The following is a 22,570-nucleotide window of genomic DNA, read 5'->3' on the forward strand; positions in this document are numbered from 1 at the left end:
GACGGAGGATGCATAATGACGTATCGCAGTAAAGTGGCAGTGGTTTACCTGCTCGGCTTCTTTCTTGATCTGATTAATCTGTTTATTGCCAGCGTGGCTTTTCCTGCGATGTCCGTGGAGCTGCATACGTCCATATCGGCGCTGGCATGGGTGAGTAACGGTTATATCGCAGGATTAACGCTGATCGTTCCGTTTAGCGCGTTTCTTTCGCGTTATCTCGGCGCACGACGGCTGATTATATTTTCGCTCATTCTGTTTAGCGTTGCCGCCGCTGCCGCAGGTTTTGCCGATTCCTTACACAGCCTTGTTTTCTGGCGTATTGTGCAGGGGGCGGGCGGTGGCTTATTGATCCCGGTTGGTCAGGCGTTAACCTGGCAACAGTTTGAACCGCATGAACGCGCTGGCGTGTCATCGGTTGTCATGATGGTGGCGCTACTGGCGCCGGCATGTTCGCCTGCGATTGGCGGGCTGCTGGTGGAAACGTGCGGCTGGCGCTGGATATTCTTTGCCACGCTGCCGGTGGCCGTTCTCACTTTATTGCTCGCTTATCGTTGGCTGAACGCCGCGTCGACGACAATGGCGTCAGCAAGATTGCTCCATCTGCCGTTGTTGATGGACAGGCTGCTGCGTTTTGCCATGATCGTCTATCTGTGCGTACCGGGTATGTTCATTGGTATCAGCGTGGTCGGGATGTTTTATCTACAGAACGTCGCGCAGCTATCGCCTGCGGCGGCGGGGTCGCTGATGCTCCCCTGGTCGATCGCTTCATTTGTCGCCATTATGCTTACCGGACGTTACTTCAATCGGCTTGGGCCGCGTCCGCTGATTATCGTCGGCTGTCTTCTTCAGGCCGCAGGGATACTGCTTTTAACTAACGTTACGCCTGCGACATCGCACCGTGTACTGATGATGATATTCGCCTTAATGGGCGCTGGCGGCAGTTTGTGCAGCAGTACCGCGCAGAGTGGCGCTTTCCTGACTATTGCTCGCCGGGACATGCCTGACGCCAGCGCGCTATGGAATCTTAATCGTCAGATCAGCTTTTTCCTTGGCGCGACGCTGTTGACGCTGCTGTTAAATGCGCTCCAGCGCGTTATGTCGCTTGAGGTTGCTTATCGCTGGACCTTTATTGCCGCCGCCGGTATCACCCTGCTGCCCCTTATTTACGCTGTCTGTCTGAACAATAGACAGGCGCTTCTGTGCCTGAAAAAGGAAAGACCATGAATCCATATAAAGATGAAATTATTCACGCCCATGCGGCGATTGAGAACTGGCTTAGCAAGGGGATGGGTAATCTAGAGGCGTTGATAGCGCGTTTCGCTGCTGATTTTACGATGATAACGCCAGGCGGCGTTTGTCTGGATTATCCGGCGCTGGGCGCTTTTTTCCAGGCGCAGCGCGCGTGTCGCCTGGGTCTGGTTATCGTGGTTGAGCACATTGACCTTGTGGCGGAGTGGCCGGAAGGTGCCGCGCTGCGTTATCGTGAGCGCCAGCAACTGCCGGGTCAGGCTGAGACGGTACGCTGGTCGACGGTCATTTTAAAAAGGGAAAGAGGACGGATAGTCTGGCGTCATTTACACGAAACGACAGCCACAGCCTGAAAAGCCTGTGCTGGCGCGTGGGCCCGATAACGCGGCGCTATCGGGCCCGACACGTTTACACCAGACTTTTCAGCCGATAGATCCACTCCAGCGCCTGGCGTGGCGTCAGGGAGTCCGGATCGAGATTCTCCAGCGCTTCAACGGCGGGCGATGTCTCCTCCGGGGCGGCAAGCAACGACATTTGCGTGCCGTCCACCTGCGTTGCCGCCGCATTGGGCGAGATGCTTTCCAGCTCGCGGAGTTTTTGGCGCGCGCGTTTGATGACTTCTTTAGGGACGCCCGCAAGCGCCGCGACCGCCAGGCCATAGCTCTTACTTGCCGCGCCGTCCTGCACGCTGTGCATAAACGCGATAGTATCGCCGTGTTCCAGCGCATCCAGGTGGACGTTCGCCACGCCTTCCATTTTCTCCGGTAATTGGGTCAGCTCGAAGTAGTGGGTAGCGAACAGCGTTAACGCTTTAATCTTATTCGCGAGATTCTCCGCGCAGGCCCAGGCCAACGACAGCCCGTCATACGTGGAGGTACCGCGCCCGATTTCATCCATCAATACCAGACTGTTTTCCGTGGCATTATGCAGAATGTTCGCGGTTTCGGTCATCTCCACCATAAAGGTCGAACGCCCGGAGGCCAGGTCGTCCGCTGCGCCGACGCGGGTAAAAATACGGTCGATGGGGCCGATTTCCACGTTTTGCGCCGGAACGTAACTGCCGATATAGGCCAGCAGGGCGATCAATGCCGTTTGCCGCATATAGGTACTTTTACCGCCCATATTGGGGCCGGTAATGATCAACATCCGGCGCTGCGGCGACAGATTGAGCGGGTTAGCGATAAACGGCTCATTCAGTACCTGCTCAACCACCGGGTGGCGACCTTCGGTAATACGGATACCGGGTTTATCGGTAAATGTCGGGCAGGTGTAATTCAGCGTCCAGGCGCGTTCGGCCAGGTTAACCAGCACATCCAGCTCCGCCAGCGCGTTGGCGCTCTGCTGTAAATCGGCCAGATGCGGCAACAGCAGATCAAACAATTCGTCATATAGCTGTTTTTCCAGCGCCAGCGCTTTGCCTTTCGAGGTCAGAACTTTATCTTCGTACTCTTTAAGCTCAGGAATAATGTAGCGTTCGGCATTTTTCAGCGTCTGGCGACGCACATAATTGATGGGCGCCAGATGGCTTTGACCACGGCTAATCTGAATGTAATAACCATGTACCGCGTTATAGCCGACTTTCAGCGTATCCAGCCCGGTACGCTCGCGCTCGCGAATTTCCAGACGATCGAGATAATCGGTGGCGCCGTCCGCCAGCGCGCGCCATTCGTCCAGCTCTTCATGGTAGCCGGGCGCAATAACGCCGCCGTCGCGGACCAGTACCGGCGGCGCGTCAATAATGGCGCGTTCCAGGAGGTCGCGCAGCTCGGCGAAATCGCCCATTTTTTTACGCAACGCCTGTACCGGCGCGCTGTCAACGGTTTCAAGCTGAGCGTGCAATTCCGGCAACTGCTGGAAGGCGTGACGCATTCGGGCGAGATCGCGCGGACGCGCGGTGCGCAGCGCCAGACGCGCAAGGATACGCTCCAAATCGCCGACCTGACGCAGCACCGGTTGCAGTTCGCTGACGGTGTCCTGCAAGGCGCCGATGGTCTGCTGGCGTTCACGCAATATGTCGGTATTTCGTACCGGCATATGCAGCCAGCGTTTAAGCATTCGGCTACCCATTGGCGTCACGGTACAGTCAAGCACCGCGGCGAGGGTATTTTCGACACCACCGGCCAGGTTTTGGGTAATTTCCAGATTGCGGCGGGTCGCGGCATCCATAATGATGCTGTCCTGCTGGCGTTCCATCGTAATGGAACGAATATGCGGCAGGGAGGTGCGCTGGGTATCTTTTGCGTACTGTAACAGGCAGCCTGCCGCACATAATCCACGCGAGGCATTTTCGACGCCGAAACCGACCAGATCCCGCGTACCGAATTGCAGATTTAACTGCTGGCGGGCGGTATCAATCTCAAACTCCCACAACGGGCGACGGCGCAGACCCCGGCGTCCCTCTATTAACGCCATTTCAGCAAAATCTTCGGCATACAACAGTTCGGCGGGATTGGTGCGCTGCAGCTCTGCGGCCATCGTTTCACGATCGGCGGGTTCGCTCAGCCGAAAGCGCCCGGAGCTGATATCCAGCGTGGCGTAACCGTAGCCTTTACCATCCTGCCAGATAGCCGCCAGCAGGTTATCCTGACGCTCCTGTAACAGGGCTTCATCGCTGATGGTGCCAGGCGTAACGATACGCACGACCTTACGTTCAACGGGACCTTTGCTGGTGGCCGGATCGCCAATCTGTTCGCAAATAGCGACGGATTCGCCCTGATTGACCAGTTTCGCGAGGTAGTTTTCTACGGCGTGGTGCGGGATACCCGCCATAGGGATAGGTTCGCCAGCCGATGCGCCGCGTTTGGTCAGCGAAATATCGAGCAACTGCGACGCACGCTTTGCGTCGTCATAAAACAGCTCGTAAAAGTCTCCCATACGATAAAAGAGCAGGATCTCCGGATGCTGGGCTTTCAGCTTGAGATACTGCTGCATCATCGGGGTGTGGTTGGAGAAGTCCTTATCAAATGACTCATTCATATTGATTTTACTCGTTTTTTTATTCTTTCAAGTGCTCATGTGGCCCCGGGTAAAACCCTTATAAACTCACATAAACTCATAAATTTGTAGCTCACCTGTAGCCTAAAATGTGACAGGTTACATTCTCATCATTCCTGGACTACAACAGGGGTGATACTTTGAAAACAACTCTCAGCCAGCCTTTCATTATCAACAAGTTAAGTATCAATTTTAAGCCTGCACTCAGTCGCTCTGGAAAAATCGTTTTCGAAGCTAACCCAGCTCAAAAACTCTACACTGTTTTCGATGACCACAGACAAGCTCCTGCTGGTTTCGGGGTAAAAGCCAGTTTGACGAAAAAAACCTACGTAATCCAGCGAAGAGTAGCCTCGTCAGATCGTAATGTCAGTGAGGGTAGGAAGCCAAGTTCTGTCTTGAAAGTAAAAGTTGGAAATGTGTTCGATTTTCCAAATATTGATGAAACAAGGCAAGTAGCCAGGCAATTAGTTCAGACCATGCTCGCAACAAAGAGAAATCCCAACAAAATTAAGAGGGAAACGGATGCTTCCGAACTCAAAATGAGACTGTAATTAAAATTGTGTAATTGCCTGATTTTGATATGTTCGATTCAACATCAAAAGCTGGTTGCTTTATGGACGAAAAACAGTTGCAGGCTCTGGCTAATGCACTGGCCAAAATCTCAAAATACCTGAAGATCTCAGCCCGTTCGATCGTCTGCTGAAGAAAAACCAGACTCGCATTTCCGGCATAGATAACCAACATGCTATCAAAAGCGTACGGTGTTTCCGACGGACGAGTCAGTGAAAAAGGTTGTGTGACTGGCAATTCAGGCCGACATCCGAAAATGGACAATGTCGCTAAGGGACTGGCTCATGACAACGAGTCGCTTTATTATCACGCTCGGGTTCTGTAGCCGCCTGGACGTTCACTTCTGAGAAAGGCATTTACACCGAATGGTGTATAGGCTCGTGGTTGGTCTTCGGTGAGAGGCAGGATGTCTCTCATTAATCTCCGGGAGCGTACAATAGTTGCTCCGGCAGCCTGAAGGATGAAGTGTATATAACCTAAAACATAACGGATATAGCTTCCTTACTCAACCTGACGTAATACGCCGACAGTAAAATCAGGGATACCATACCATCATGGAAAGTCGTCAATACACCCGGCATCTTTCGCTTTCGGAGCTGAAATGGTTTGCTATCGGGATCGGTTTTTTTATTCTCAGCATAGCAACAGCCACCGTGAATTATCGGCTTTCCGGTATATCGCTACTGGTGGGCCTGTTGTTTATCATCTGGAAATTCAGCGTCACAGTTCTGTTTCTGTTTACGCCGCGCAGGATGACGTTAACCGAAACCGCGTTGCAGGCCGGGCATCGTGTTATCCATTACGATGCGCTTGAATCAATGCGTCTGCTCCACCAATCCGACAAACTCATCTTGCGCCACAGTGGCGGCAAGAAGTACGTCATCTACCTTGATTTCTGGAACGATGGCAACGGAATTTACGACCGACTGGCTGCTGAACTTGTCCGGCGACACGGTTCTGCGCTGGGGGCGCGCCTCGCCGCCGATGGACGTCTTAAATTCGGCAAAGTGACCGCGCTGGCGGATCGGCTTGAACACAAAAACCGGGCGGTGCCGTATGCGCAGATCGCCAGTATTCGCACCCAGCGCGAGGAGGGGGCTGGCAGTTCAATGAGCTATCTGATGATTAGCACCGCTACGGGCCGGATCTGCAAAATCGACCGCTCCACTATCGTCAATGAGCCGCTGCTGCTCAACTTTCTTTCCCAGCGTTTACCCGCCTGACGACATTTTTATACAAGGATGAATCAATGGAACTGTACGTATCAAAAACCAGCCAGCAAAACATGCCTGTGGAGTTCAATATCTATTATTCCAGATCTAAAACGTTGGTTGGTATTGTGTTCTGGATTTGTATGATGGGAGTTTTTATTGCGCTGGCGGTGAGTATGGCCACCGATCCCGAGGAGCCCAAAACTGGCGGTGCCGTCTTTATGGGGCTTATTTGTTGCGGCAGTCTGTTATTTATTGTGCGCCTGGCTCGCTCATTTTTAAGCGCGGCAAAGCCGGCAGTCACCATCAGTCGTGAAGGTATTCGCTTCTGTAATAGCAAATTCGCGGCCTGGACAAATATCGCCGAAAACACCTGGCATTCACAGAGCATTAACTTCATCCCGGCCGCCGCCGGTATTAAGATTGTGTTGCATGAAGGCAAGCCGATCCATTTCGCCACCACGGTTATTGCGCTTTCTTCCGATAGGTATCTTGAGATGTGCGATCTTTACTCGTCTCAGGCGATCGGGTAACTACCTGCGTCGGATTACGGCTTCGTTTTTTTGGCCTGCGATCTTAATGCTGAAATGGGCAGAAAAACGTGAAATTTAGACGCTATTACGAATGGGCAATGGTACTTATTGAAGGCTATATCATTGCCCATAATGCAGGGAGGGTTAATATGCTATGATAGAATTCTATGTTTGAATATATATCCTCAGAATACAAAATAAAGTAACGCTATCGTTGCGTATATTATATAATTCTATTTCCAGATTACTTTATTTTAAAAAAAGACAGATTGCCTGAACAGAAAGAACCGGTGTCAATGTAGATTTGATTGGCGAATGTTGTTGTGTAGTCAACAATCATATGGCCGAAGATAAAAGTATCCGCACCGCGTATTGGATGGATATTCCCCTGTAACGAACCAAGCAGACGATCGCGTGACCATAGAACGCTATCAATATCAACTTGCTTCCCATAATCGTAGCTGTCATCTGGATAATCGGCATGGGCAATCACGTACTTCTTTGAGGACGTTTCAACTTCTATGATGTGAGGACGCTGCTTAAAAGTTAGTAATAGCTCAGTGGCTTCTTGCCTGTCTTTTTCGGTGACCGAGTCGTACCAGTAACCACCGTTTACATACCAGAAATTGCCATCCTGTGTTTCAAAAGCGTCAAGCGCCATAGCTTCATGATTACCCACTACAGAAATAAACCATGGGGTATTTAACAGTCTCAGTGTTTCAAGGTTTTCTTTTCCTCGATCAATGTTATCTCCAGTGGAGATCAAGAGATCGGTATCAGGAGAGAAATTTAATTGAGCCAGTCTGGTTAACAATAAGGAGTAACATCCATGAATATCACCAACGACCCAAATGTGGCGATAGAGATCGCTGTTGATGTCAGCATAACGGATTAATTCCATGATGTTCCTATAGCACAATTTTGGAGGCTGGTATTATAACAAAGAAGTAGGGTAATATTAATTTTTATTCTTTAAAATACACAGTTATTAAAATAGCCTACAAGCTAGAAATGAACAGAGAATATATATTTTATGAATCGGTTAATTAAAGTAGACGATGTGCTTGAAAGATGCACTATTTCTCGCGCAACACTTTCCTGATTAATTGCAAAGGCATACTTTCCCGCTCAGCGGAAGCTTTATCCCGAAGGGGCTTTGTTGAATAAAGAGATTGGCGGATCTGATCGTTACTGTCGTTTCAGCATCGGGTTCCCATGGCAAAGCAAAAGTTTAAAATCAACATCTGAGCGGCAGCAATGAGGTCTGGAAAAGAAAGTGGGCTATCACCGTCGTTCAGTAGCGGAAACGGTCATGTTCCGTATCAAAACCTTGCTGGGCGGCCATTTGAGCCTGCGGAACTATGACGCGCAGGTGGGTGAAGTGATGGCGATGGTCAAAGCGCTGAATCGGATGACGTTGTTGGCAATGCCGACCAGCGTCAGGCTCGTATAACGAGTGCTCCGGTGGGAGTCCTGTATCCTTATCGTTGGCCGATTCTGAATTATTCAACAAAGCCTCATGTTGTCATAACCTACCAGATGCAGATAAAGCAGCATAAAGCGTTTTAAACGACAGCAACAAGGAAAGGGGTTGATCGTTTAATGGTACTGCGCCAAATCCTTTGTACCAGTCGCAGACCTGTTTATTTTTGGCATCAATAAGCAGGGCTACGCTACCGACCTGCAAAGCCGCCTGTATGCAACGCTTTCCGGCAGATAACAAAAGTTGTGCTCCCAGCCCTTGCCCCTGCATAGATTTGTCTACGGCTAAACGACCCAGACGAAACACTGGCACATCATATCTCCCTAATCCTTTGCTGATTGCGCCGGGAACCTGTGCATATATCAGTGATGCAGGACTGACTGAGTAAAAGCCGTGGATACGTGTAACATCCGAATTATCAAGCGCAACATAGGTTTTCGTTGTCCCTTTCTCATGATTTTGTCGTGCATGGCGTTGCAGGAATTGGTTCAGATCGGCATCCCCACAATCAAAATTCATTCGATTGTGGGTTTTCCCTATCGCGGCCTCATGCCAGTCTGTAAACATCATTTCTTCATGTCCGGCAGGGCGAAAGCAGCGGCAAGAAGCTTTTCATTCGGCGCTGGCGGGTTATCTAAAATTTCCATGATCATTTTAGTATCGCGCTCCGTCAGATATACCCGTTCGGCGGCATCAACAATCTTCTGTGCGACAGGTAGTACGTTACTGACCACAAAATCCGTCAGGTTGGTTTGCTGGATTGCCGCAGCGCGGACTATCAACTTTTTGGCATCCGTCGATACACGCAACGACAGCCTTTCGTTAGATTCTATAGCTATCTGAGGCATGGTTTTCATCCTCCTGTTTATGAACAATATGTACAATTATAGTATATATATGTACGCTTTCAAGGCGTACATGTGAGGCTAATATAGTCCAGACATGGCAAGAAGGTCGTTCACTGTCTTTAAACAGGGGATTAACTTCGGTTTATCGCGATTGCATTACTTTAATCTCACTGATTACGTATCATCAGGGAGTTTGCTAAATATATTCATGATTCTCTTTTTTGCCGTAACTGCTTGATTGATCCTACCCGCGTAATAGGGACACAACCCTAAGCGGCGGACATCTCCTGCTCACGTTCAGAAGAAGAGATCTGAGTTTCGCCAGCTGTAGATCTGTGATTTATACAGGTTAAGCTCGCTGGTGGCAGCGGCCACCCCAATGCGTTCCGCCAGTTTCAGGGCTTTCAGGCGTGTGCTGCTTGCGTGGCTTATTGGTGGTTGATGCTGGTTTTGTCATGTGAGTCACCTCTTGCTTGAGCGTTTACTCACTTAGTTGCGTGTCCACTATTGCTGAGTAAGATCAGAAGGTTAAAAATCAACAAAGGCTCAACGGCGTGCATTAGGCCCTGGTGATGAAGGTGGCATATGGGAGGATGTATATCCTACACTTTCATCCGGATGATGTAACAAAAATACAGGTATCGGTAATGAAACAATCATCACCGTTTAATAGAGGCCCATATATTGAGGTTCCATAATGGAAGAAGTTAACTCTGAATTCACAATCGTTGTTGAGTCTGATCTGGATAAATATGAGTTAATTGATTTTTTATCCCAAGGGATTCCAGACATAATAAAAGTGAACTTATTATATTTAAGATACGAAAATACAATGATTACAATAGAAAGAAATTATGACTGTAATCCTAAGTTGATAAATGAGAATGATGGTTGGCTGTATTATAAATATGAATTAACGGTATTTTCCATGGAGAATACCTCGTATGAATATCAGTATGAATTAGCGAATAAAATTATGAATGCTCTACGTGAGGCGGGATATCTGGCAGAATCAATTTGGTAATATACCGGTACCTATGTAACAGCATCGTCGCCACCATACATGCAGGCTAAAAAAGAGTGAATAGTCAAGCACTTCAGAAATATCTACTCGCGATATACCACCAGAACCAAATGGTCAATTTAAAACGGATGGCGTCAGAGTTACTGGTGGTCGAAAGGTAGATACAACACATTATTTTAATTTGAAAAGTATATGAAATTTACTACTTTTAATTTTAATCGATTAACAAAATTCATAGTAATTAGCTCCTGATTAATTCGACATATTTTTCATTAATCATAAAGCCATTTCCCAGCTTTCGCTGATTCAGAAAACATTCTGATTGTTAAAGGCTTACGAGTTCGTTCTACATCTTCCCGTTTTAATTTAAACCATCGTGTAAGCAGTGGAGTATTCTCCCAAGGGAAATAACACGACCATTTAACTTGTGATAAATCTACATTAAATTTTTTTTCAAATTTATCCAAAGCTTCATGCAGGTCATCGCCTGGAGCTTCAAATAAATCAGAATCAAGTTCTAATGGGATTTCTTTCCAATTGCTGTCTAAATATCCGGGAATCTCTTCACGGAAGAGTGCTAACACCTCTTGCTGAATTGTGTCCATCAAAAGGATGTCCATTGTATACGATCTTTAGGGCGTGCTATTAGGTTGTATTTTGCCTGAGTTCTCCTTGATACCTGGTAAATTGAATTCACAAGACCAACCCAACCTAACCATGGAACATATCGTGCTATGACTGCGGCAAGATTATTTGTTTTTCGCATTCTTATACCAACGGGTGTAGGAACTCTAATACCAAAAGGAGTTCGTGCATTTCGTAAAAGCATTCTCCCATACCTGGAGATAACACTTGTCCCTTTGATTGCCTCTCCCGGTTTCGTTCTGGTTTTTAACCACGGTTGCCCGGCGAGGATAGCAGCACCTGACTCAATGCCAATCCCAAGTTCATCACAAAATTGCTCAATGAAAATTACATCAAATAGTTCACCTGCTGACAGGTTCGATTGTCCGTGGTAGAAGTAGGTTCCGTTTAGTTCTTCTGTCGTATCCATTCAATCACCTTATAGACTGTTTGCCATTCATTCCAGGCATCGGGACGTTTCTGCCGCTATACTAGCCTGGTCGTCAATACGCTGTCACGGGTAAAAAGAACGTTATTCGCGAAAAGTGGATGGGGTATCGTAAGAATGCCAACATGTGGGGCAAGAGGGGGATGTCAGTTTATCGCGATATACGAGACGATAGTTTGTCAGTATAAGTTTCGGCTATTTCCCAAGTCTGGGAGGCCGTTCTTTATCACAAATAAAAAAAGCAGCAGCGAGGTGCTGCTGTATCAAAAAGCAGATTGATAAATGCAACGTAAGAGACAAATGGCCAACCGTAAAAGTGACCATAGCTATAATAATTATATTGATATTAAGTGGCAATGCAAAATATGGTCTTAATTATATCATGATGAGTTCAGCCAACGGTGATATGGCCTTATAAGGCTTGCAGTCTTTCATGGGCAGCAAGTAACGTCTGATATATGCTTAAATTCTTACTTCCGGGTTCAAGAAGAACTTTTTTAAATTCGGTCATGAGTTGCTCTTCATCTTCTTTCGAACGCATGTATTGTGGATGTTCCTGGAAGAAGGTGAGCGCCTGCTCTTTGGTTTGTTTATATTTTTCGCAAAAAAATGCTTGAGCTGATTGCGCTATTTTTTGATGCGGAATTATCAGCGTTCTGGTTTGATAATGATTTATTCTTCGCAAGGTCTGACGGCACATACGGAAGAGACTGACACTCATCAATACTATTTGCGTTGGCCAGTTGCTCTTTCTGAGCGCCAGGTTGCTGTACCGGTTTGCTCACGGAGGAAGGGAGGGGCACCTGGGCACAGCCGATCAGTAAAAAGACAGGAAGACAGCTATAAAATTTTTTCATATTAACTCCAACTACAGAAGAATGAGGCGCAATGTTTTTACACAACCGTCAGAATGTTATCTGACAATAGTGATAAGAGGCGAATGCGTTTCAGGAATGCTAGCAAAAAAAACTCCTGATATAAATAATTAATTCTCCATCCAGATGACAATATCTGAATTTTTGCTGCTGCAGAACAATAAGCCAGAATTTATACACTATGAGCTAATTTTCTATTTTAAATCAGCAAGCGCTGTGCAAGTTGGCTAATTTAATTAGCGGGTGGCATCAGTTTCATAATGTTTGCATCAGGATTTTGCCACCCGCTCCCGGTATTGTTTACATATTAAAATGATTTTTAACTGGTGCTGACAACTATGCTAAATACGCAGGAAGTACTTAAAGAAGGAGAGAAGCGGAAAATCCGCAGCCCGGAAGCATGGTTTATACAGACGTGTTCCGCGCAAAAGCTGCATATGTCATTTTCTGAAAGCCGACACAATGAAAACTGCCTGATTCAGGAAGGCGCGCTGCTTTTTTGCGAGCAGGCCGTTGTCGCACCAGTATCAGGAGACCTGGTTTTTCGACCGTTAAAAATTGAAGTACTCAGCAAATTACTGGCATTTATCGATGGCGCAGGATTAGTGGACACGACATATGCTGAATCCGATAAATGGGTTTTGCTGAGTCCTGAGTTTCGCGCTATTTGGCAAGATCGTAAACGCTGCGAGTACTGGTTTTTGCAGCAAATTATTACGCCTTCTCCGGCCTTCAATAAGGTACTGGCGCTGTTACGAAAAAGCGAGAGTTACTGGTTGGTTGGCTATTTACTCGCTCAGTCAACCAGCGGCAACACGATGAGAATGCTGGGAGAAGACTATGGCGTTTCTTATACCCATTTTCGTCGTTTGTGCAGCAGAGCGTTGGGCGGAAAAGCGAAGAGTGAATTACGAAACTGGCGTATGGCGCAATCGCTGCTGAATAGTGTAGAAGGCCACGAGAACATCACCCAATTAGCCGTTAATCATGGTTACTCATCGCCTTCACATTTTTCTAGTGAGATCAAAGAGCTGATCGGCGTTTCGCCGCGGAAATTATCAAATATTATTCAATTGGCAGACAAATGAAGACACATATTCTTTTGGCCAGAGTGCTGGCATGTGCCGCGCTTGTTCTGGTTACACCTGGTTATTCTAGTGAAAAAATACCTGTAACGGGAAGTGGGTTTGTTGCGAAAGACGATAGCCTGCGGACATTTTTCGATGCCATGGCGCTACAGCTAAAGGAGCCTGTCATTGTTAGCAAAATGGCGGCACGAAAAAAAATTACGGGCAACTTTGAGTTTCACGATCCTAACGCATTACTGGAGAAGCTTTCCCTACAACTGGGGCTGATTTGGTATTTCGATGGGCAGGCTATCTATATTTATGACGCCAGTGAAATGCGCAATGCCGTGGTTTCTTTACGCAACGTCTCACTCAATGAGTTCAACAATTTTCTAAAACGCTCAGGTTTATATAACAAAAATTACCCGCTACGTGGCGATAACCGTAAAGGAACATTCTATGTTTCAGGGCCACCCGTCTATGTTGATATGGTGGTCAACGCCGCCACCATGATGGACAAGCAAAACGATGGTATTGAGCTGGGACGCCAGAAAATAGGGGTGATGCGTCTGAATAATACCTTCGTGGGCGATCGTACCTACAATCTGCGCGATCAGAAAATGGTTATCCCCGGTATTGCCACGGCCATTGAAAGGTTATTGCAGGGAGAGGAACAACCCTTAGGTAATATTGTCAGTAGCGAACCCCCGGCGATGCCAGCGTTTTCAGCGAATGGAGAAAAAGGTAAAGCAGCAAATTATGCCGGTGGCATGAGTCTGCAGGAAGCTTTAAAGCAAAACGCCGCGGCGGGCAATATTAAAATCGTGGCCTATCCGGATACCAACAGTTTGTTAGTAAAAGGAACGGCTGAGCAGGTGCATTTTATCGAAATGCTGGTTAAAGCGCTGGATGTCGCCAAACGTCACGTAGAATTATCCCTGTGGATTGTCGATCTTAATAAAAGCGATCTGGAGCGTTTGGGCACTTCATGGAGCGGCAGCATTACTATTGGGGACAAACTTGGCGTGTCATTAAACCAGTCTTCAATAAGTACCCTCGATGGCAGTCGATTCATCGCCGCGGTAAATGCGTTAGAAGAGAAGAAACAGGCGACGGTGGTTTCGCGCCCGGTATTACTGACTCAGGAAAATGTTCCCGCTATTTTTGATAACAACAGAACGTTTTACACCAAGCTGATTGGGGAACGTAATGTGGCGCTTGAGCATGTAACATACGGAACAATGATCCGAGTGCTGCCCCGTTTTTCCGCAGATGGTCAGATAGAAATGTCGCTGGACATTGAAGATGGCAACGATAAGACGCCGCAATCTGATACTACCACCTCCGTAGATGCGTTACCCGAAGTCGGGCGAACGTTAATTAGCACTATTGCGAGAGTGCCGCACGGAAAAAGTTTGCTGGTCGGGGGTTATACACGGGATGCAAATACCGATACTGTCCAAAGTATTCCGTTTTTAGGCAAATTACCGCTTATTGGTAGCCTGTTCCGTTATTCCAGTAAGAATAAAAGTAATGTTGTTCGTGTGTTCATGATTGAACCAAAAGAAATTGTCGACCCGTTAACGCCGGATGCCAGCGAATCGGTAAACAATATTCTGAAGCAAAGCGGTGCCTGGAGTGGGGACGATAAGTTACAGAAATGGGTTCGTGTTTATCTGGATAGAGGTCAGGAGGCAATTAAATGATTCCTGGCTCAACCTCCGGTATTTCATTTTCCAGAATATTGTCCCGGCAGACATCTCATCAGGATGCGACCCAGCATACTGATGCGCAACAGGCGGAAATACAACAGGCCGCAGAGGATTCGTCTCCAGGGGCGGAAGTACAAAAATTTGTCCAGTCGACGGACGAAATGTCAGCGGCGCTGGCGCAATTTCGTAACCGTCGCGATTATGAAAAAAAATCCAGTAATTTATCTAACAGTTTTGAACGCGTGCTGGAGGATGAGGCTTTACCGAAGGCGAAGCAAATCTTAAAGCTAATTAGCGTACATGGCGGCGCGTTAGAAGATTTTTTACGTCAGGCGCGTAGCTTATTTCCTGACCCCAGTGATTTAGTCCTTGTGTTACGCGAATTGCTTCGTCGTAAAGACCTGGAAGAGATCGTGCGGAAAAAGCTGGAGTCGTTACTTAAGCACGTTGAAGAGCAAACCGATCCGAAGACCCTCAAGGCAGGGATTAATTGTGCGTTGAAGGCCCGGCTTTTTGGGAAAACATTATCGTTAAAACCAGGCTTATTGCGCGCCAGCTATCGGCAATTTATCCAGAGTGAATCACATGAAGTGGAGATTTACTCTGACTGGATAGCCAGTTATGGCTATCAACGTCGACTGGTGGTACTGGATTTTATTGAGGGTTCGCTATTAACCGATATTGACGCGAATGACGCCAGTTGTTCGCGCCTGGAGTTTGGCCAGCTTTTACGACGCCTGACGCAACTTAAAATGTTGCGCTCCGCTGACCTACTATTTGTGAGTACATTGTTGTCGTATTCGTTTACCAAAGCGTTTAATGCGGAGGAGTCGTCGTGGTTACTACTGATGCTTTCGCTATTGCAACAGCCACATGAAGTGGATTCGCTGTTAGCCGATATTATAGGTTTGAATGCGTTATTGCTTAGTCATAAAGAACATGCATCCTTTTTGCAGATATTTTATCAAGTATGTAAAGCCATACCCTCTTCACTCTTTTATGAAGAATATTGGCAGGAAGAATTGTTAATGGCGTTACGTAGTATGACCGATATTGCCTACAAGCATGAAATGGCAGAACAGCGTCGTACTATTGAAAAGCTGTCTTAATTTAATATTAACAGGATACCTATAGTGCTGCTTTCTCTACTTAACAGTGCTCGTTTACGACCTGAATTACTGATTCTGGTACTAATGGTGATGATCATTTCTATGTTCGTCATTCCATTACCTACCTATCTGGTTGATTTCCTGATCGCACTGAATATCGTACTGGCGATATTGGTGTTTATGGGGTCGTTCTACATTGACAGAATCCTCAGTTTTTCAACGTTTCCTGCGGTACTGTTAATTACCACGCTCTTTCGTCTGGCATTATCGATCAGTACCAGTCGTCTTATCTTGATTGAAGCCGATGCCGGTGAAATTATCGCCACGTTCGGGCAATTCGTTATTGGCGATAGCCTGGCGGTGGGTTTTGTTGTCTTCTCTATTGTCACCGTGGTCCAGTTTATCGTTATTACCAAAGGTTCAGAACGCGTCGCGGAAGTTGCGGCCCGATTTTCTCTGGATGGTATGCCCGGTAAACAGATGAGTATTGATGCCGATTTGAAGGCCGGTATTATTGATGCGGATGCCGCGCGCGAACGGCGAAGCGTACTGGAAAGGGAAAGCCAGCTTTACGGTTCCTTTGACGGTGCGATGAAGTTTATCAAAGGTGACGCTATTGCCGGCATCATTATTATCTTTGTTAACTTTATTGGCGGTATTTCGGTGGGGATGACCCGCCATGGTATGGATTTGTCCTCCGCTCTGTCTACTTATACCATGCTGACCATTGGTGATGGTCTTGTCGCCCAGATCCCCGCATTGTTGATTGCGATTAGTGCCGGTTTTATCGTGACTCGCGTAAATGGCGATAGCGATAATATGGGGCGGAATATCATGACGCAGCTGTTGAACAACCCATTTGTATTGGTTGTTACGGCTATTTTGACCATTTCAATGGGAACTCTGCCGGGATTCCCGCTGCCGGTATTTGTTATTTTATCGGTGGTTTTAAGCGTACTCTTCTATTTTAAATTCCGTGAAGCAAAACGTAGCGCCGCCAAACCTAAAACCAGTAAAGGCGAGCAGCCGCTCAGTATTGAGGAAAAAGAAGGGTCGTCGTTAGGACTGATTGGCGATCTCGATAAAGTCTCTACAGAGACCGTACCGTTGATATTACTTGTGCCGAAGAGCCGGCGTGAAGATCTGGAAAAAGCTCAACTTGCGGAGCGTCTACGTAGTCAGTTCTTTATTGATTATGGCGTGCGCCTGCCGGAAGTATTGTTACGCGATGGCGAGGGCCTGGACGATAACAGCATCTTATTGTTGATTAATGAGATCCGTGTTGAACAATTTACGGTCTATTTTGATTTGATGCGAGTGGTAAATTATTCCGATGAAGTTGTTTCCTTTGGCATTAATCCAACAATCCATCAGCAAGGTAGCAGCCAGTATTTCTGGGTAACGCATGAAGAGGGGGAGAAACTCCGGGAGCTTGGCTATGTGTTGCGGAACGCGCTTGATGAGCTTTACCACTGTCTGGCGGTGACGCTGGCGCGCAACGTCAATGAATATTTCGGTATTCAGGAAACAAAACATATGCTGGACCAACTGGAAGCGAAATTTCCTGATTTACTTAAAGAAGTGCTCAGACATGCCACGGTACAACGTATATCTGAAGTTTTGCAGCGTTTGTTAAGCGAACGTGTTTCCGTGCGTAATATGAAATTAATTATGGAAGCGCTCGCATTGTGGGCGCCAAGAGAAAAAGATGTCATTAACCTTGTGGAGCATATTCGTGGGGCAATGGCGCGTTATATTTGCCATAAATTCGCCAATGGCGGCGAATTACGAGCAGTAATGGTATCTGCTGAAGTTGAGGATGTTATTCGCAAAGGGATCCGTCAGACCTCTGGCAGTACCTTCCTCAGCCTTGACCCGGAAGCCTCCGCTAATTTGATGGATCTCATTACACTTAAGTTGGATGATTTATTGATTGCACATAAAGATCTTGTCCTCCTTACGTCTGTCGATGTCCGTCGATTTATTAAGAAAATGATTGAAGGTCGTTTTCCGGATCTGGAGGTTTTATCTTTCGGTGAGATAGCAGATAGCAAGTCAGTGAATGTTATAAAAACAATATAAGGGCTTAATTAAGGAAAAGATCTATGCAACATTTGGATATCGCTGAATTAGTTCGTTCCGCACTGGAAGTAAGTGGTTGCGATCCTTCATTAATTGGAGGAATAGATAGCCATTCAACAATTGTTCTGGATTTATTTGCATTGCCAAGTATCTGTATCAGCGTCAAGGACGATGATGTATGGATCTGGGCGCAATTGGGTGCTGACAGCATGGTGGTATTACAACAGCGGGCTTATGAAATCTTAATGACCATAATGGAAGGATGCCATTTTGCCCGCGGCGGGCAATTACTACTGGGGGAGCAGAATGGGGAGCTAACGCTTAAAGCCTTAGTGCATCCGGATTTTTTATCTGACGGTGAAAAGTTCTCTACTGCCTTGAATGGGTTTTACAACTATCTGGAAGTTTTTAGTCGGTCGCTAATGAGATGAAAACACCTCGTTTACTGCAATATCTGGCCTACCCACAAAAAATAACCGGCCCAATTATTGAGGCGGAATTGCGCGATGTAGCCATTGGCGAACTGTGTGAAATACGCCGTGGCTGGCACCAAAAACAGGTTGTTGCACGTGCGCAGGTGGTTGGCTTACAGCGGGAACGCACCGTGCTGAGCCTTATCGGCAATGCCCAGGGGCTGAGCCGCGATGTCGTGCTTTATCCCACTGGACGTGCGTTATCGGCGTGGGTGGGATACTCGGTATTAGGCGCGGTGTTGGATCCGACAGGGAAAATCGTTGAGCGTTTTACCCCTGAAGTGGCGCCGATTAGCGAAGAACGCGTTATTGATGTCGCACCGCCGTCTTACGCTTCACGCGTTGGCGTCCGTGAACCGCTGATTACCGGTGTGCGCGCGATTGACGGGTTATTGACCTGTGGCGTAGGCCAGCGAATGGGCATTTTTGCCTCCGCAGGATGCGGTAAGACCATGCTGATGCATATGCTGATCGAGCAAACGGAGGCGGATGTCTTTGTTATCGGTCTTATCGGTGAACGAGGCCGTGAGGTCACTGAATTCGTGGATATGTTGCGCGCTTCGCATAAGAAAGAAAAATGCGTGCTGGTTTTTGCCACTTCCGATTTCCCCTCGGTCGATCGCTGCAATGCGGCGCAACTGGCGACAACCGTAGCGGAATATTTTCGCGACCAGGGAAAACGGGTCGTGCTTTTTATCGATTCCATGACCCGTTATGCGCGTGCTTTGCGAGACGTGGCACTGGCGTCGGGCGAGCGTCCGGCCCGTCGAGGTTATCCCGCCTCCGTATTCGATAATTTGCCCCGCTTGCTGGAACGCCCCGGGGCGACCAGCGAGGGAAGCATTACTGCCTTTTATACAGTACTGCTGGAAAGCGAGGAAGAGGCGGACCCGATGGCGGATGAAATTCGCTCTATCCTTGACGGTCACCTGTATCTGAGCAGAAAGCTGGCCGGGCAGGGACATTACCCGGCAATCGATGTACTGAAAAGCGTAAGCCGCGTTTTTGGACAAGTCACGACGCCGACACATGCTGAACAGGCATCTGCCGTGCGTAAATTAATGACGCGTCTGGAAGAGCTCCAGCTTTTCATTGATTTGGGAGAATATCGTCCTGGCGAAAATATCGATAACGATCGGGCGATGCAGATGCGGGATAGCCTGAAAGCCTGGTTATGCCAGCCGGTAGCGCAGTATTCATCCTTTGATGACACGTTGAGCGGTATGAATGCATTCGCTGACCAGAATTAAAGTATTGCAGCGGCGCTGTACGGTATTTCATTCACAGTGTGAGTCGATATTACTTCGCTATCAGGATGAGGACCGCGGGCTGCAGGCCGAGGAGGAGGCGATCCTTGAACAAATAGCGGGTCTGAAATTGTTATTAGATACGCTGCGTGCAGAAAACAGACAGCTCAGTCGTGAGGAAATTTATACGTTATTACGTAAGCAGTCTATTGTTCGCCGGCAGATAAAAGATTTAGAACTCCAGATTATACAAATTCAGGAAAAACGGAGCGAGCTGGAAAAGAAAAGGGAAGAGTTTCAGAAAAAAAGTAAATATTGGTTGCGCAAAGAAGGGAACTATCAACGCTGGATAATCCGTCAGAAAAGACACTATATCCAGCGAGAGATACAGCAGGAAGAGGCCGAGTCAGAGGAGATAATTTAATGGGCGATGTGTCAGCTGTCAGTTCATCCGGGAACATTTTACTGCCGCAGCAGGATGAGGTTGGCGGTTTATCAGAAGCATTAAAAAAAGCGGTGGAAAAACATAAGACAGAATATTCCGGTGATAAAAAAGATCGCGACTATGGCGATGCTTTCGTAATGCATAAAGAAACGGCTTTACCGGTATTACTGGCGGCATGGCGACATGGCGCGCCAGCGAAATCAGAACATCACAATGGCAACGTTTCTGGTCTGCATCATAACGGAAAAGGCGAACTCAGGATTGCTGAAAAACTGTTGAAAGTCACTGCTGAAAAATCTGTCGGTTTGATTTCTGTGGAGGCCAAAGTAGATAAATCCGCAGCGTTGCTATCGTCTAAAAATAGGCCGTTAGAAAGCGTAAGCGGTAAAAAATTATCTGCTGATTTAAAAGCCGTGGAATCCGTTAGTGAAGTAACCGATAACGCCACGGGAATCTCTGACGATAATATCAAGGCATTGCCTGGGGATAATAAAGCCATCGCGGGCGAAGGCGTTCGTAAAGAGGGCGCGCCGCTGGCGCGGGATGTCGCACCTGCCCGAATGGCCGCAGCCAATACCGGTAAGCCTGAAGATAAAGATCATAAAAAGGTTAAAGATGTTTCTCAGCTTCCGCTGCAACCAACCACTATCGCCGATCTTAGCCAATTAACCGGCGGCGATGAAAAAATGCCTTTAGCGGCGCAATCAAAGCCGATGATGACTATTTTTCCCACTGCCGATGGCGTGAAAGGAGAGGATAGCTCGCTGACTTACCGTTTTCAGCGCTGGGGAAATGACTATTCCGTCAATATTCAGGCGCGGCAAGCAGGGGAGTTTTCGTTAATACCGTCAAATACGCAGGTTGAACATCGTTTGCATGATCAATGGCAAAACGGTAATCCCCAGCGCTGGCACCTGACGCGAGACGATCAACAAAATCCGCAGCAGCAACAGCACAGACAGCAATCTGGCGAGGAGGATGACGCCTGATGTCATTGCGTGTGAGACAGATTGATCGTCGCGAATGGCTATTGGCGCAAACCGCGACAGAATGCCAGCGCCATGGCCGGGAAGCGACGCTGGAATATCCGACGCGACAGGGAATGTGGGTTCGGTTGAGCGATGCAGAAAAACGGTGGTCGGCCTGGATTAAACCTGGGGACTGGCTTGAGCATGTCTCTCCCGCTCTGGCGGGGGCGGCGGTTTCTGCTGGCGCTGAGCACCTGGTCGTTCCCTGGCTTGCTGCAACAGAGCGACCGTTTGAGTTGCCCGTGCCGCATTTGTCCTGTCGGCGTTTATGCGTAGAGAACCCCGTGCCGGGAAGCGCGCTGCCGGAAGGGAAATTGTTGCACATTATGAGCGATCGGGGCGGCCTGTGGTTTGAATATCTTCCTGAACTGCCTGCAGTCGGGGGCGGCAGGCCGAAAATGCTGCGTTGGCCGTTGCGCTTTGTAATCGGTAGCAGTGATACGCAGCGTTCGTTGCTGGGCCGAATCGGGATCGGAGATGTACTCCTGATTCGTACTTCCCGTGCGGAAGTTTATTGCTACGCGAAAAAGTTAGGTCATTTCAACCGTGTTGAAGGGGGAATTATTGTGGAAACGTTAGATATTCAACATATCGAAGAAGAAAATAATACAACTGAAACTGCAGAAACTCTGCCTGGCTTGAATCAATTGCCCGTCAAACTGGAATTTGTTTTGTATCGTAAGAACGTTACCCTCGCCGAACTCGAAGCCATGGGGCAGCAACAGCTATTATCACTGCCGACCAATGCTGAACTTAACGTTGAAATTATGGCGAATGGTGTTTTGCTGGGTAATGGCGAACTGGTACAGATGAATGACACCTTAGGCGTTGAGATCCATGAATGGCTGAGCGAGTCTGGTAATGGGGAATGATATCTCATTAATTGCCTTACTGGCATTTTCCACCCTGTTGCCATTTATTATTGCGTCAGGAACCTGTTTCGTTAAATTTTCTATTGTATTTGTCATGGTGCGTAACGCCCTGGGATTGCAGCAGATACCTTCAAATATGACGCTTAACGGCGTCGCATTGCTGCTTTCTATGTTTGTTATGTGGCCCATAATGCATGATGCCTACGTCTATTTTGAGGACGAAGATGTCACCTTTAATGATATTTCGTCATTAAGTAAACACGTTGATGAAGGCCTGGATGGTTATCGCGATTATCTGATCAAATATTCAGATCGCGAGTTAGTTCAGTTTTTTGAAAACGCGCAACTGAAGCGTCAGTATGGAGAAGAGACCGAGACGGTAAAGCGTGACAAAGATGAAATTGAAAAACCATCAATATTTGCGTTATTACCTGCTTATGCGCTGAGCGAAATAAAAAGCGCGTTTAAAATTGGTTTTTATCTCTATTTGCCCTTTGTTGTCGTCGACCTGGTGGTATCCAGCGTGCTACTGGCGCTGGGGATGATGATGATGAGTCCGGTGACGATATCTACACCTATTAAGCTGGTGCTTTTTGTCGCGCTTGATGGCTGGACCTTACTGTCTAAGGGATTGATATTACAGTATATGGACATTGCAACATGACATCATTACGAGA

At 47.5% G+C, this 22,570-nt stretch carries 21 protein-coding genes and 4 pseudogenes; 17 read left to right on the forward strand and 8 right to left on the reverse strand.

Translation table 11 applies throughout. The features are described from left to right. Positions 1–15: 15 nt before the first annotated feature. Together HU143_RS05025 and HU143_RS05030 are read left to right on the forward strand one after the other, a co-directional pair. Positions 16–1,224 (forward strand): MFS transporter, encoded by a 1,209-nt coding sequence (locus HU143_RS05025; protein WP_023227567.1) that lies wholly within the window; start codon positions 16–18, stop codon positions 1,222–1,224. Further along, the gene (locus HU143_RS05030; RefSeq protein ID WP_023227566.1) at positions 1,221–1,601 is read left to right on the forward strand and encodes a DUF4440 domain-containing protein; all 381 of its coding nucleotides are present in this window, start codon (positions 1,221–1,223) and stop codon (positions 1,599–1,601) included. The genes HU143_RS05025 and HU143_RS05030 overlap by 4 nt, the downstream gene beginning before the upstream one ends. 55 nt (positions 1,602–1,656) lie before the next feature. Here HU143_RS05030 and mutS read toward each other — a convergent pair whose 3' ends face one another. Continuing rightward, positions 1,657–4,224, reverse strand: coding sequence for a DNA mismatch repair protein MutS (mutS, locus tag HU143_RS05035; protein ID WP_001005802.1), 2,568 nt, complete (start codon positions 4,222–4,224; stop codon positions 1,657–1,659). Positions 4,225–4,382: 158 nt separating this feature from the next. Here mutS and HU143_RS05040 point away from each other — a divergent pair. The 3 genes and pseudogenes from HU143_RS05040 to HU143_RS05055 form a co-directional block, all read left to right on the forward strand. Next, positions 4,383–4,781 (forward strand): annotated as a pseudogene (locus HU143_RS05040) (cytoplasmic protein); the annotation flags it as partial. Positions 4,782–5,366: 585 nt separating this feature from the next. Next, the gene (locus HU143_RS05050; protein WP_000445914.1) at positions 5,367–6,035 is read left to right on the forward strand and encodes a hypothetical protein; all 669 of its coding nucleotides are present in this window, start codon (positions 5,367–5,369) and stop codon (positions 6,033–6,035) included. 26 nt (positions 6,036–6,061) lie between these two features. Continuing rightward, positions 6,062–6,556 carry a hypothetical protein gene (locus HU143_RS05055; protein WP_023227564.1) on the forward strand — a complete coding sequence of 165 codons (495 nt, stop codon included), beginning with the start codon at positions 6,062–6,064 and terminating at the stop codon, positions 6,554–6,556. Positions 6,557–6,800: 244 nt separating this feature from the next. On the opposite strand, the gene pphB is transcribed toward HU143_RS05055, so the two are convergent. Continuing rightward, entirely contained in the window at positions 6,801–7,457 is a 657-nt protein-coding gene (gene pphB / locus HU143_RS05060; RefSeq protein ID WP_000420452.1) for a protein-serine/threonine phosphatase, read from the reverse strand. 337 nt (positions 7,458–7,794) lie between these two features. Here pphB and HU143_RS05065 point away from each other — a divergent pair. Further along, positions 7,795–8,009: pseudogene (locus tag HU143_RS05065) on the forward strand (IS5/IS1182 family transposase); the annotation flags it as partial. A gap of 72 nt (positions 8,010–8,081) precedes the next feature. Here HU143_RS05065 and HU143_RS05070 read toward each other — a convergent pair. From HU143_RS05070 to HU143_RS05080, 3 genes and pseudogenes are all read right to left on the reverse strand, one after another. Further along, positions 8,082–8,609, reverse strand: coding sequence for a GNAT family N-acetyltransferase (locus HU143_RS05070; RefSeq protein WP_023227563.1), 528 nt, complete (start codon positions 8,607–8,609; stop codon positions 8,082–8,084). Continuing rightward, complete coding sequence (locus HU143_RS05075) at positions 8,606–8,896, reverse strand: DUF1778 domain-containing protein (protein ID WP_072162154.1); 291 nt, start codon at positions 8,894–8,896, stop codon at positions 8,606–8,608. The genes HU143_RS05070 and HU143_RS05075 overlap by 4 nt, the downstream gene beginning before the upstream one ends. Positions 8,897–9,165: 269 nt before the next feature. Next, positions 9,166–9,344, reverse strand: a pseudogene (locus HU143_RS05080) (IS3 family transposase); the annotation flags it as partial. 240 nt (positions 9,345–9,584) lie between these two features. Here HU143_RS05080 and HU143_RS05085 point away from each other — a divergent pair. Continuing rightward, positions 9,585–9,911, forward strand: coding sequence for a hypothetical protein (locus tag HU143_RS05085; RefSeq protein WP_000393302.1), 327 nt, complete (start codon positions 9,585–9,587; stop codon positions 9,909–9,911). Positions 9,912–10,183: 272 nt separating this feature from the next. Here HU143_RS05085 and HU143_RS05090 read toward each other — a convergent pair whose 3' ends face one another. From HU143_RS05090 to invH, 3 genes and pseudogenes are all read right to left on the reverse strand, one after another. Then, positions 10,184–10,531, reverse strand: a complete 348-nt coding sequence (locus HU143_RS05090; RefSeq protein ID WP_001669174.1) for a DUF1493 family protein — start codon at positions 10,529–10,531, stop codon at positions 10,184–10,186. Next, positions 10,516–10,965, reverse strand: coding sequence for an STM2901 family protein (locus tag HU143_RS05095; protein WP_000381610.1), 450 nt, complete (start codon positions 10,963–10,965; stop codon positions 10,516–10,518). Before HU143_RS05095 ends, HU143_RS05090 begins: the two co-directional genes overlap by 16 nt. 430 nt (positions 10,966–11,395) lie before the next feature. Further along, positions 11,396–11,840: pseudogene (invH, locus tag HU143_RS05100) on the reverse strand (SPI-1 type III secretion system invasion lipoprotein InvH). 455 nt (positions 11,841–12,295) lie between these two features. On the opposite strand from invH, the gene invF reads away from it, so the two are divergent. From invF to spaP, 10 genes are read left to right on the forward strand one after another with little or no spacing between them, the layout of a single operon-like run. Beyond that, entirely contained in the window at positions 12,296–12,946 is a 651-nt protein-coding gene (gene invF / locus HU143_RS05105; RefSeq protein ID WP_001674874.1) for a type III secretion system transcriptional activator InvF, read from the forward strand. Further along, the gene (gene invG, locus HU143_RS05110; RefSeq protein WP_000848113.1) at positions 12,943–14,631 is read left to right on the forward strand and encodes a type III secretion system outer membrane ring protein InvG; all 1,689 of its coding nucleotides are present in this window, start codon (positions 12,943–12,945) and stop codon (positions 14,629–14,631) included. Before invF ends, invG begins: the two co-directional genes overlap by 4 nt. Beyond that, positions 14,628–15,746, forward strand: a complete 1,119-nt coding sequence (invE, locus tag HU143_RS05115) for a type III secretion system gatekeeper InvE (protein ID WP_000612171.1) — start codon at positions 14,628–14,630, stop codon at positions 15,744–15,746. Before invG ends, invE begins: the two co-directional genes overlap by 4 nt. 24 nt (positions 15,747–15,770) lie before the next feature. Further along, positions 15,771–17,828: a type III secretion system export apparatus protein InvA gene (gene invA / locus HU143_RS05120; RefSeq protein ID WP_185191074.1), complete on the forward strand. Its 2,058-nt coding sequence runs from the start codon at positions 15,771–15,773 to the stop codon at positions 17,826–17,828. 23 nt (positions 17,829–17,851) lie between these two features. Beyond that, a complete protein-coding gene (gene spaK, locus HU143_RS05125; RefSeq protein WP_001164066.1) occupies positions 17,852–18,259 on the forward strand; it encodes an SPI-1 type III secretion system chaperone SpaK in 408 nt (135 codons plus the stop codon). Continuing rightward, positions 18,256–19,551, forward strand: a complete 1,296-nt coding sequence (gene invC, locus HU143_RS05130; protein ID WP_000856766.1) for a SctN family type III secretion system ATPase InvC — start codon at positions 18,256–18,258, stop codon at positions 19,549–19,551. Before spaK ends, invC begins: the two co-directional genes overlap by 4 nt. Continuing rightward, entirely contained in the window at positions 19,529–19,972 is a 444-nt protein-coding gene (gene spaM, locus HU143_RS05135) for an SPI-1 type III secretion system protein SpaM (protein ID WP_000555884.1), read from the forward strand. The genes invC and spaM overlap by 23 nt, the downstream gene beginning before the upstream one ends. Then, positions 19,972–20,982 (forward strand): SPI-1 type III secretion system protein SpaN, encoded by a 1,011-nt coding sequence (gene spaN / locus HU143_RS05140; protein ID WP_001619772.1) that lies wholly within the window; start codon positions 19,972–19,974, stop codon positions 20,980–20,982. Before spaM ends, spaN begins: the two co-directional genes overlap by 1 nt. Next, positions 20,982–21,893, forward strand: a complete 912-nt coding sequence (spaO, locus tag HU143_RS05145) for an SPI-1 type III secretion system protein SpaO (protein WP_000058736.1) — start codon at positions 20,982–20,984, stop codon at positions 21,891–21,893. Before spaN ends, spaO begins: the two co-directional genes overlap by 1 nt. Next, on the forward strand, positions 21,883–22,557 hold the full coding sequence (gene spaP, locus HU143_RS05150; protein ID WP_000526016.1) for an SPI-1 type III secretion system export apparatus protein SpaP: 675 nt from the start codon (positions 21,883–21,885) through the stop codon (positions 22,555–22,557). The genes spaO and spaP overlap by 11 nt, the downstream gene beginning before the upstream one ends. The last annotated feature ends 13 nt before the right edge of the window (positions 22,558–22,570 follow it).

The organism is Salmonella sp. SJTUF14076 (genome assembly GCF_015534835.1).
Taxonomy (GTDB): domain Bacteria; phylum Pseudomonadota; class Gammaproteobacteria; order Enterobacterales; family Enterobacteriaceae; genus Salmonella; species Salmonella enterica.

Coding starts and splice junctions, on each gene's coding strand:
- HU143_RS05025 (WP_023227567.1), top strand. CDS start 16: ATGACGTATCGCAGTAAAGTGGCAGTGGTTTACCTGCTCGGCTTCTTT.
- HU143_RS05030 (WP_023227566.1), top strand. CDS start 1,221: ATGAATCCATATAAAGATGAAATTATTCACGCCCATGCGGCGATTGAG.
- mutS (WP_001005802.1), bottom strand. CDS start 4,224: ATGAATGAGTCATTTGATAAGGACTTCTCCAACCACACCCCGATGATG.
- HU143_RS05050 (WP_000445914.1), top strand. CDS start 5,367: ATGGAAAGTCGTCAATACACCCGGCATCTTTCGCTTTCGGAGCTGAAA.
- HU143_RS05055 (WP_023227564.1), top strand. CDS start 6,062: ATGGAACTGTACGTATCAAAAACCAGCCAGCAAAACATGCCTGTGGAG.
- pphB (WP_000420452.1), bottom strand. CDS start 7,457: ATGGAATTAATCCGTTATGCTGACATCAACAGCGATCTCTATCGCCAC.
- HU143_RS05070 (WP_023227563.1), bottom strand. CDS start 8,609: ATGATGTTTACAGACTGGCATGAGGCCGCGATAGGGAAAACCCACAAT.
- HU143_RS05075 (WP_072162154.1), bottom strand. CDS start 8,896: ATGAAAACCATGCCTCAGATAGCTATAGAATCTAACGAAAGGCTGTCG.
- HU143_RS05085 (WP_000393302.1), top strand. CDS start 9,585: ATGGAAGAAGTTAACTCTGAATTCACAATCGTTGTTGAGTCTGATCTG.
- HU143_RS05090 (WP_001669174.1), bottom strand. CDS start 10,531: ATGGACATCCTTTTGATGGACACAATTCAGCAAGAGGTGTTAGCACTC.
- HU143_RS05095 (WP_000381610.1), bottom strand. CDS start 10,965: ATGGATACGACAGAAGAACTAAACGGAACCTACTTCTACCACGGACAA.
- invF (WP_001674874.1), top strand. CDS start 12,296: ATGTCATTTTCTGAAAGCCGACACAATGAAAACTGCCTGATTCAGGAA.
- invG (WP_000848113.1), top strand. CDS start 12,943: ATGAAGACACATATTCTTTTGGCCAGAGTGCTGGCATGTGCCGCGCTT.
- invE (WP_000612171.1), top strand. CDS start 14,628: ATGATTCCTGGCTCAACCTCCGGTATTTCATTTTCCAGAATATTGTCC.
- spaK (WP_001164066.1), top strand. CDS start 17,852: ATGCAACATTTGGATATCGCTGAATTAGTTCGTTCCGCACTGGAAGTA.
- invC (WP_000856766.1), top strand. CDS start 18,256: ATGAAAACACCTCGTTTACTGCAATATCTGGCCTACCCACAAAAAATA.
- spaM (WP_000555884.1), top strand. CDS start 19,529: ATGCATTCGCTGACCAGAATTAAAGTATTGCAGCGGCGCTGTACGGTA.
- spaN (WP_001619772.1), top strand. CDS start 19,972: ATGGGCGATGTGTCAGCTGTCAGTTCATCCGGGAACATTTTACTGCCG.
- spaO (WP_000058736.1), top strand. CDS start 20,982: ATGTCATTGCGTGTGAGACAGATTGATCGTCGCGAATGGCTATTGGCG.
- spaP (WP_000526016.1), top strand. CDS start 21,883: ATGGGGAATGATATCTCATTAATTGCCTTACTGGCATTTTCCACCCTG.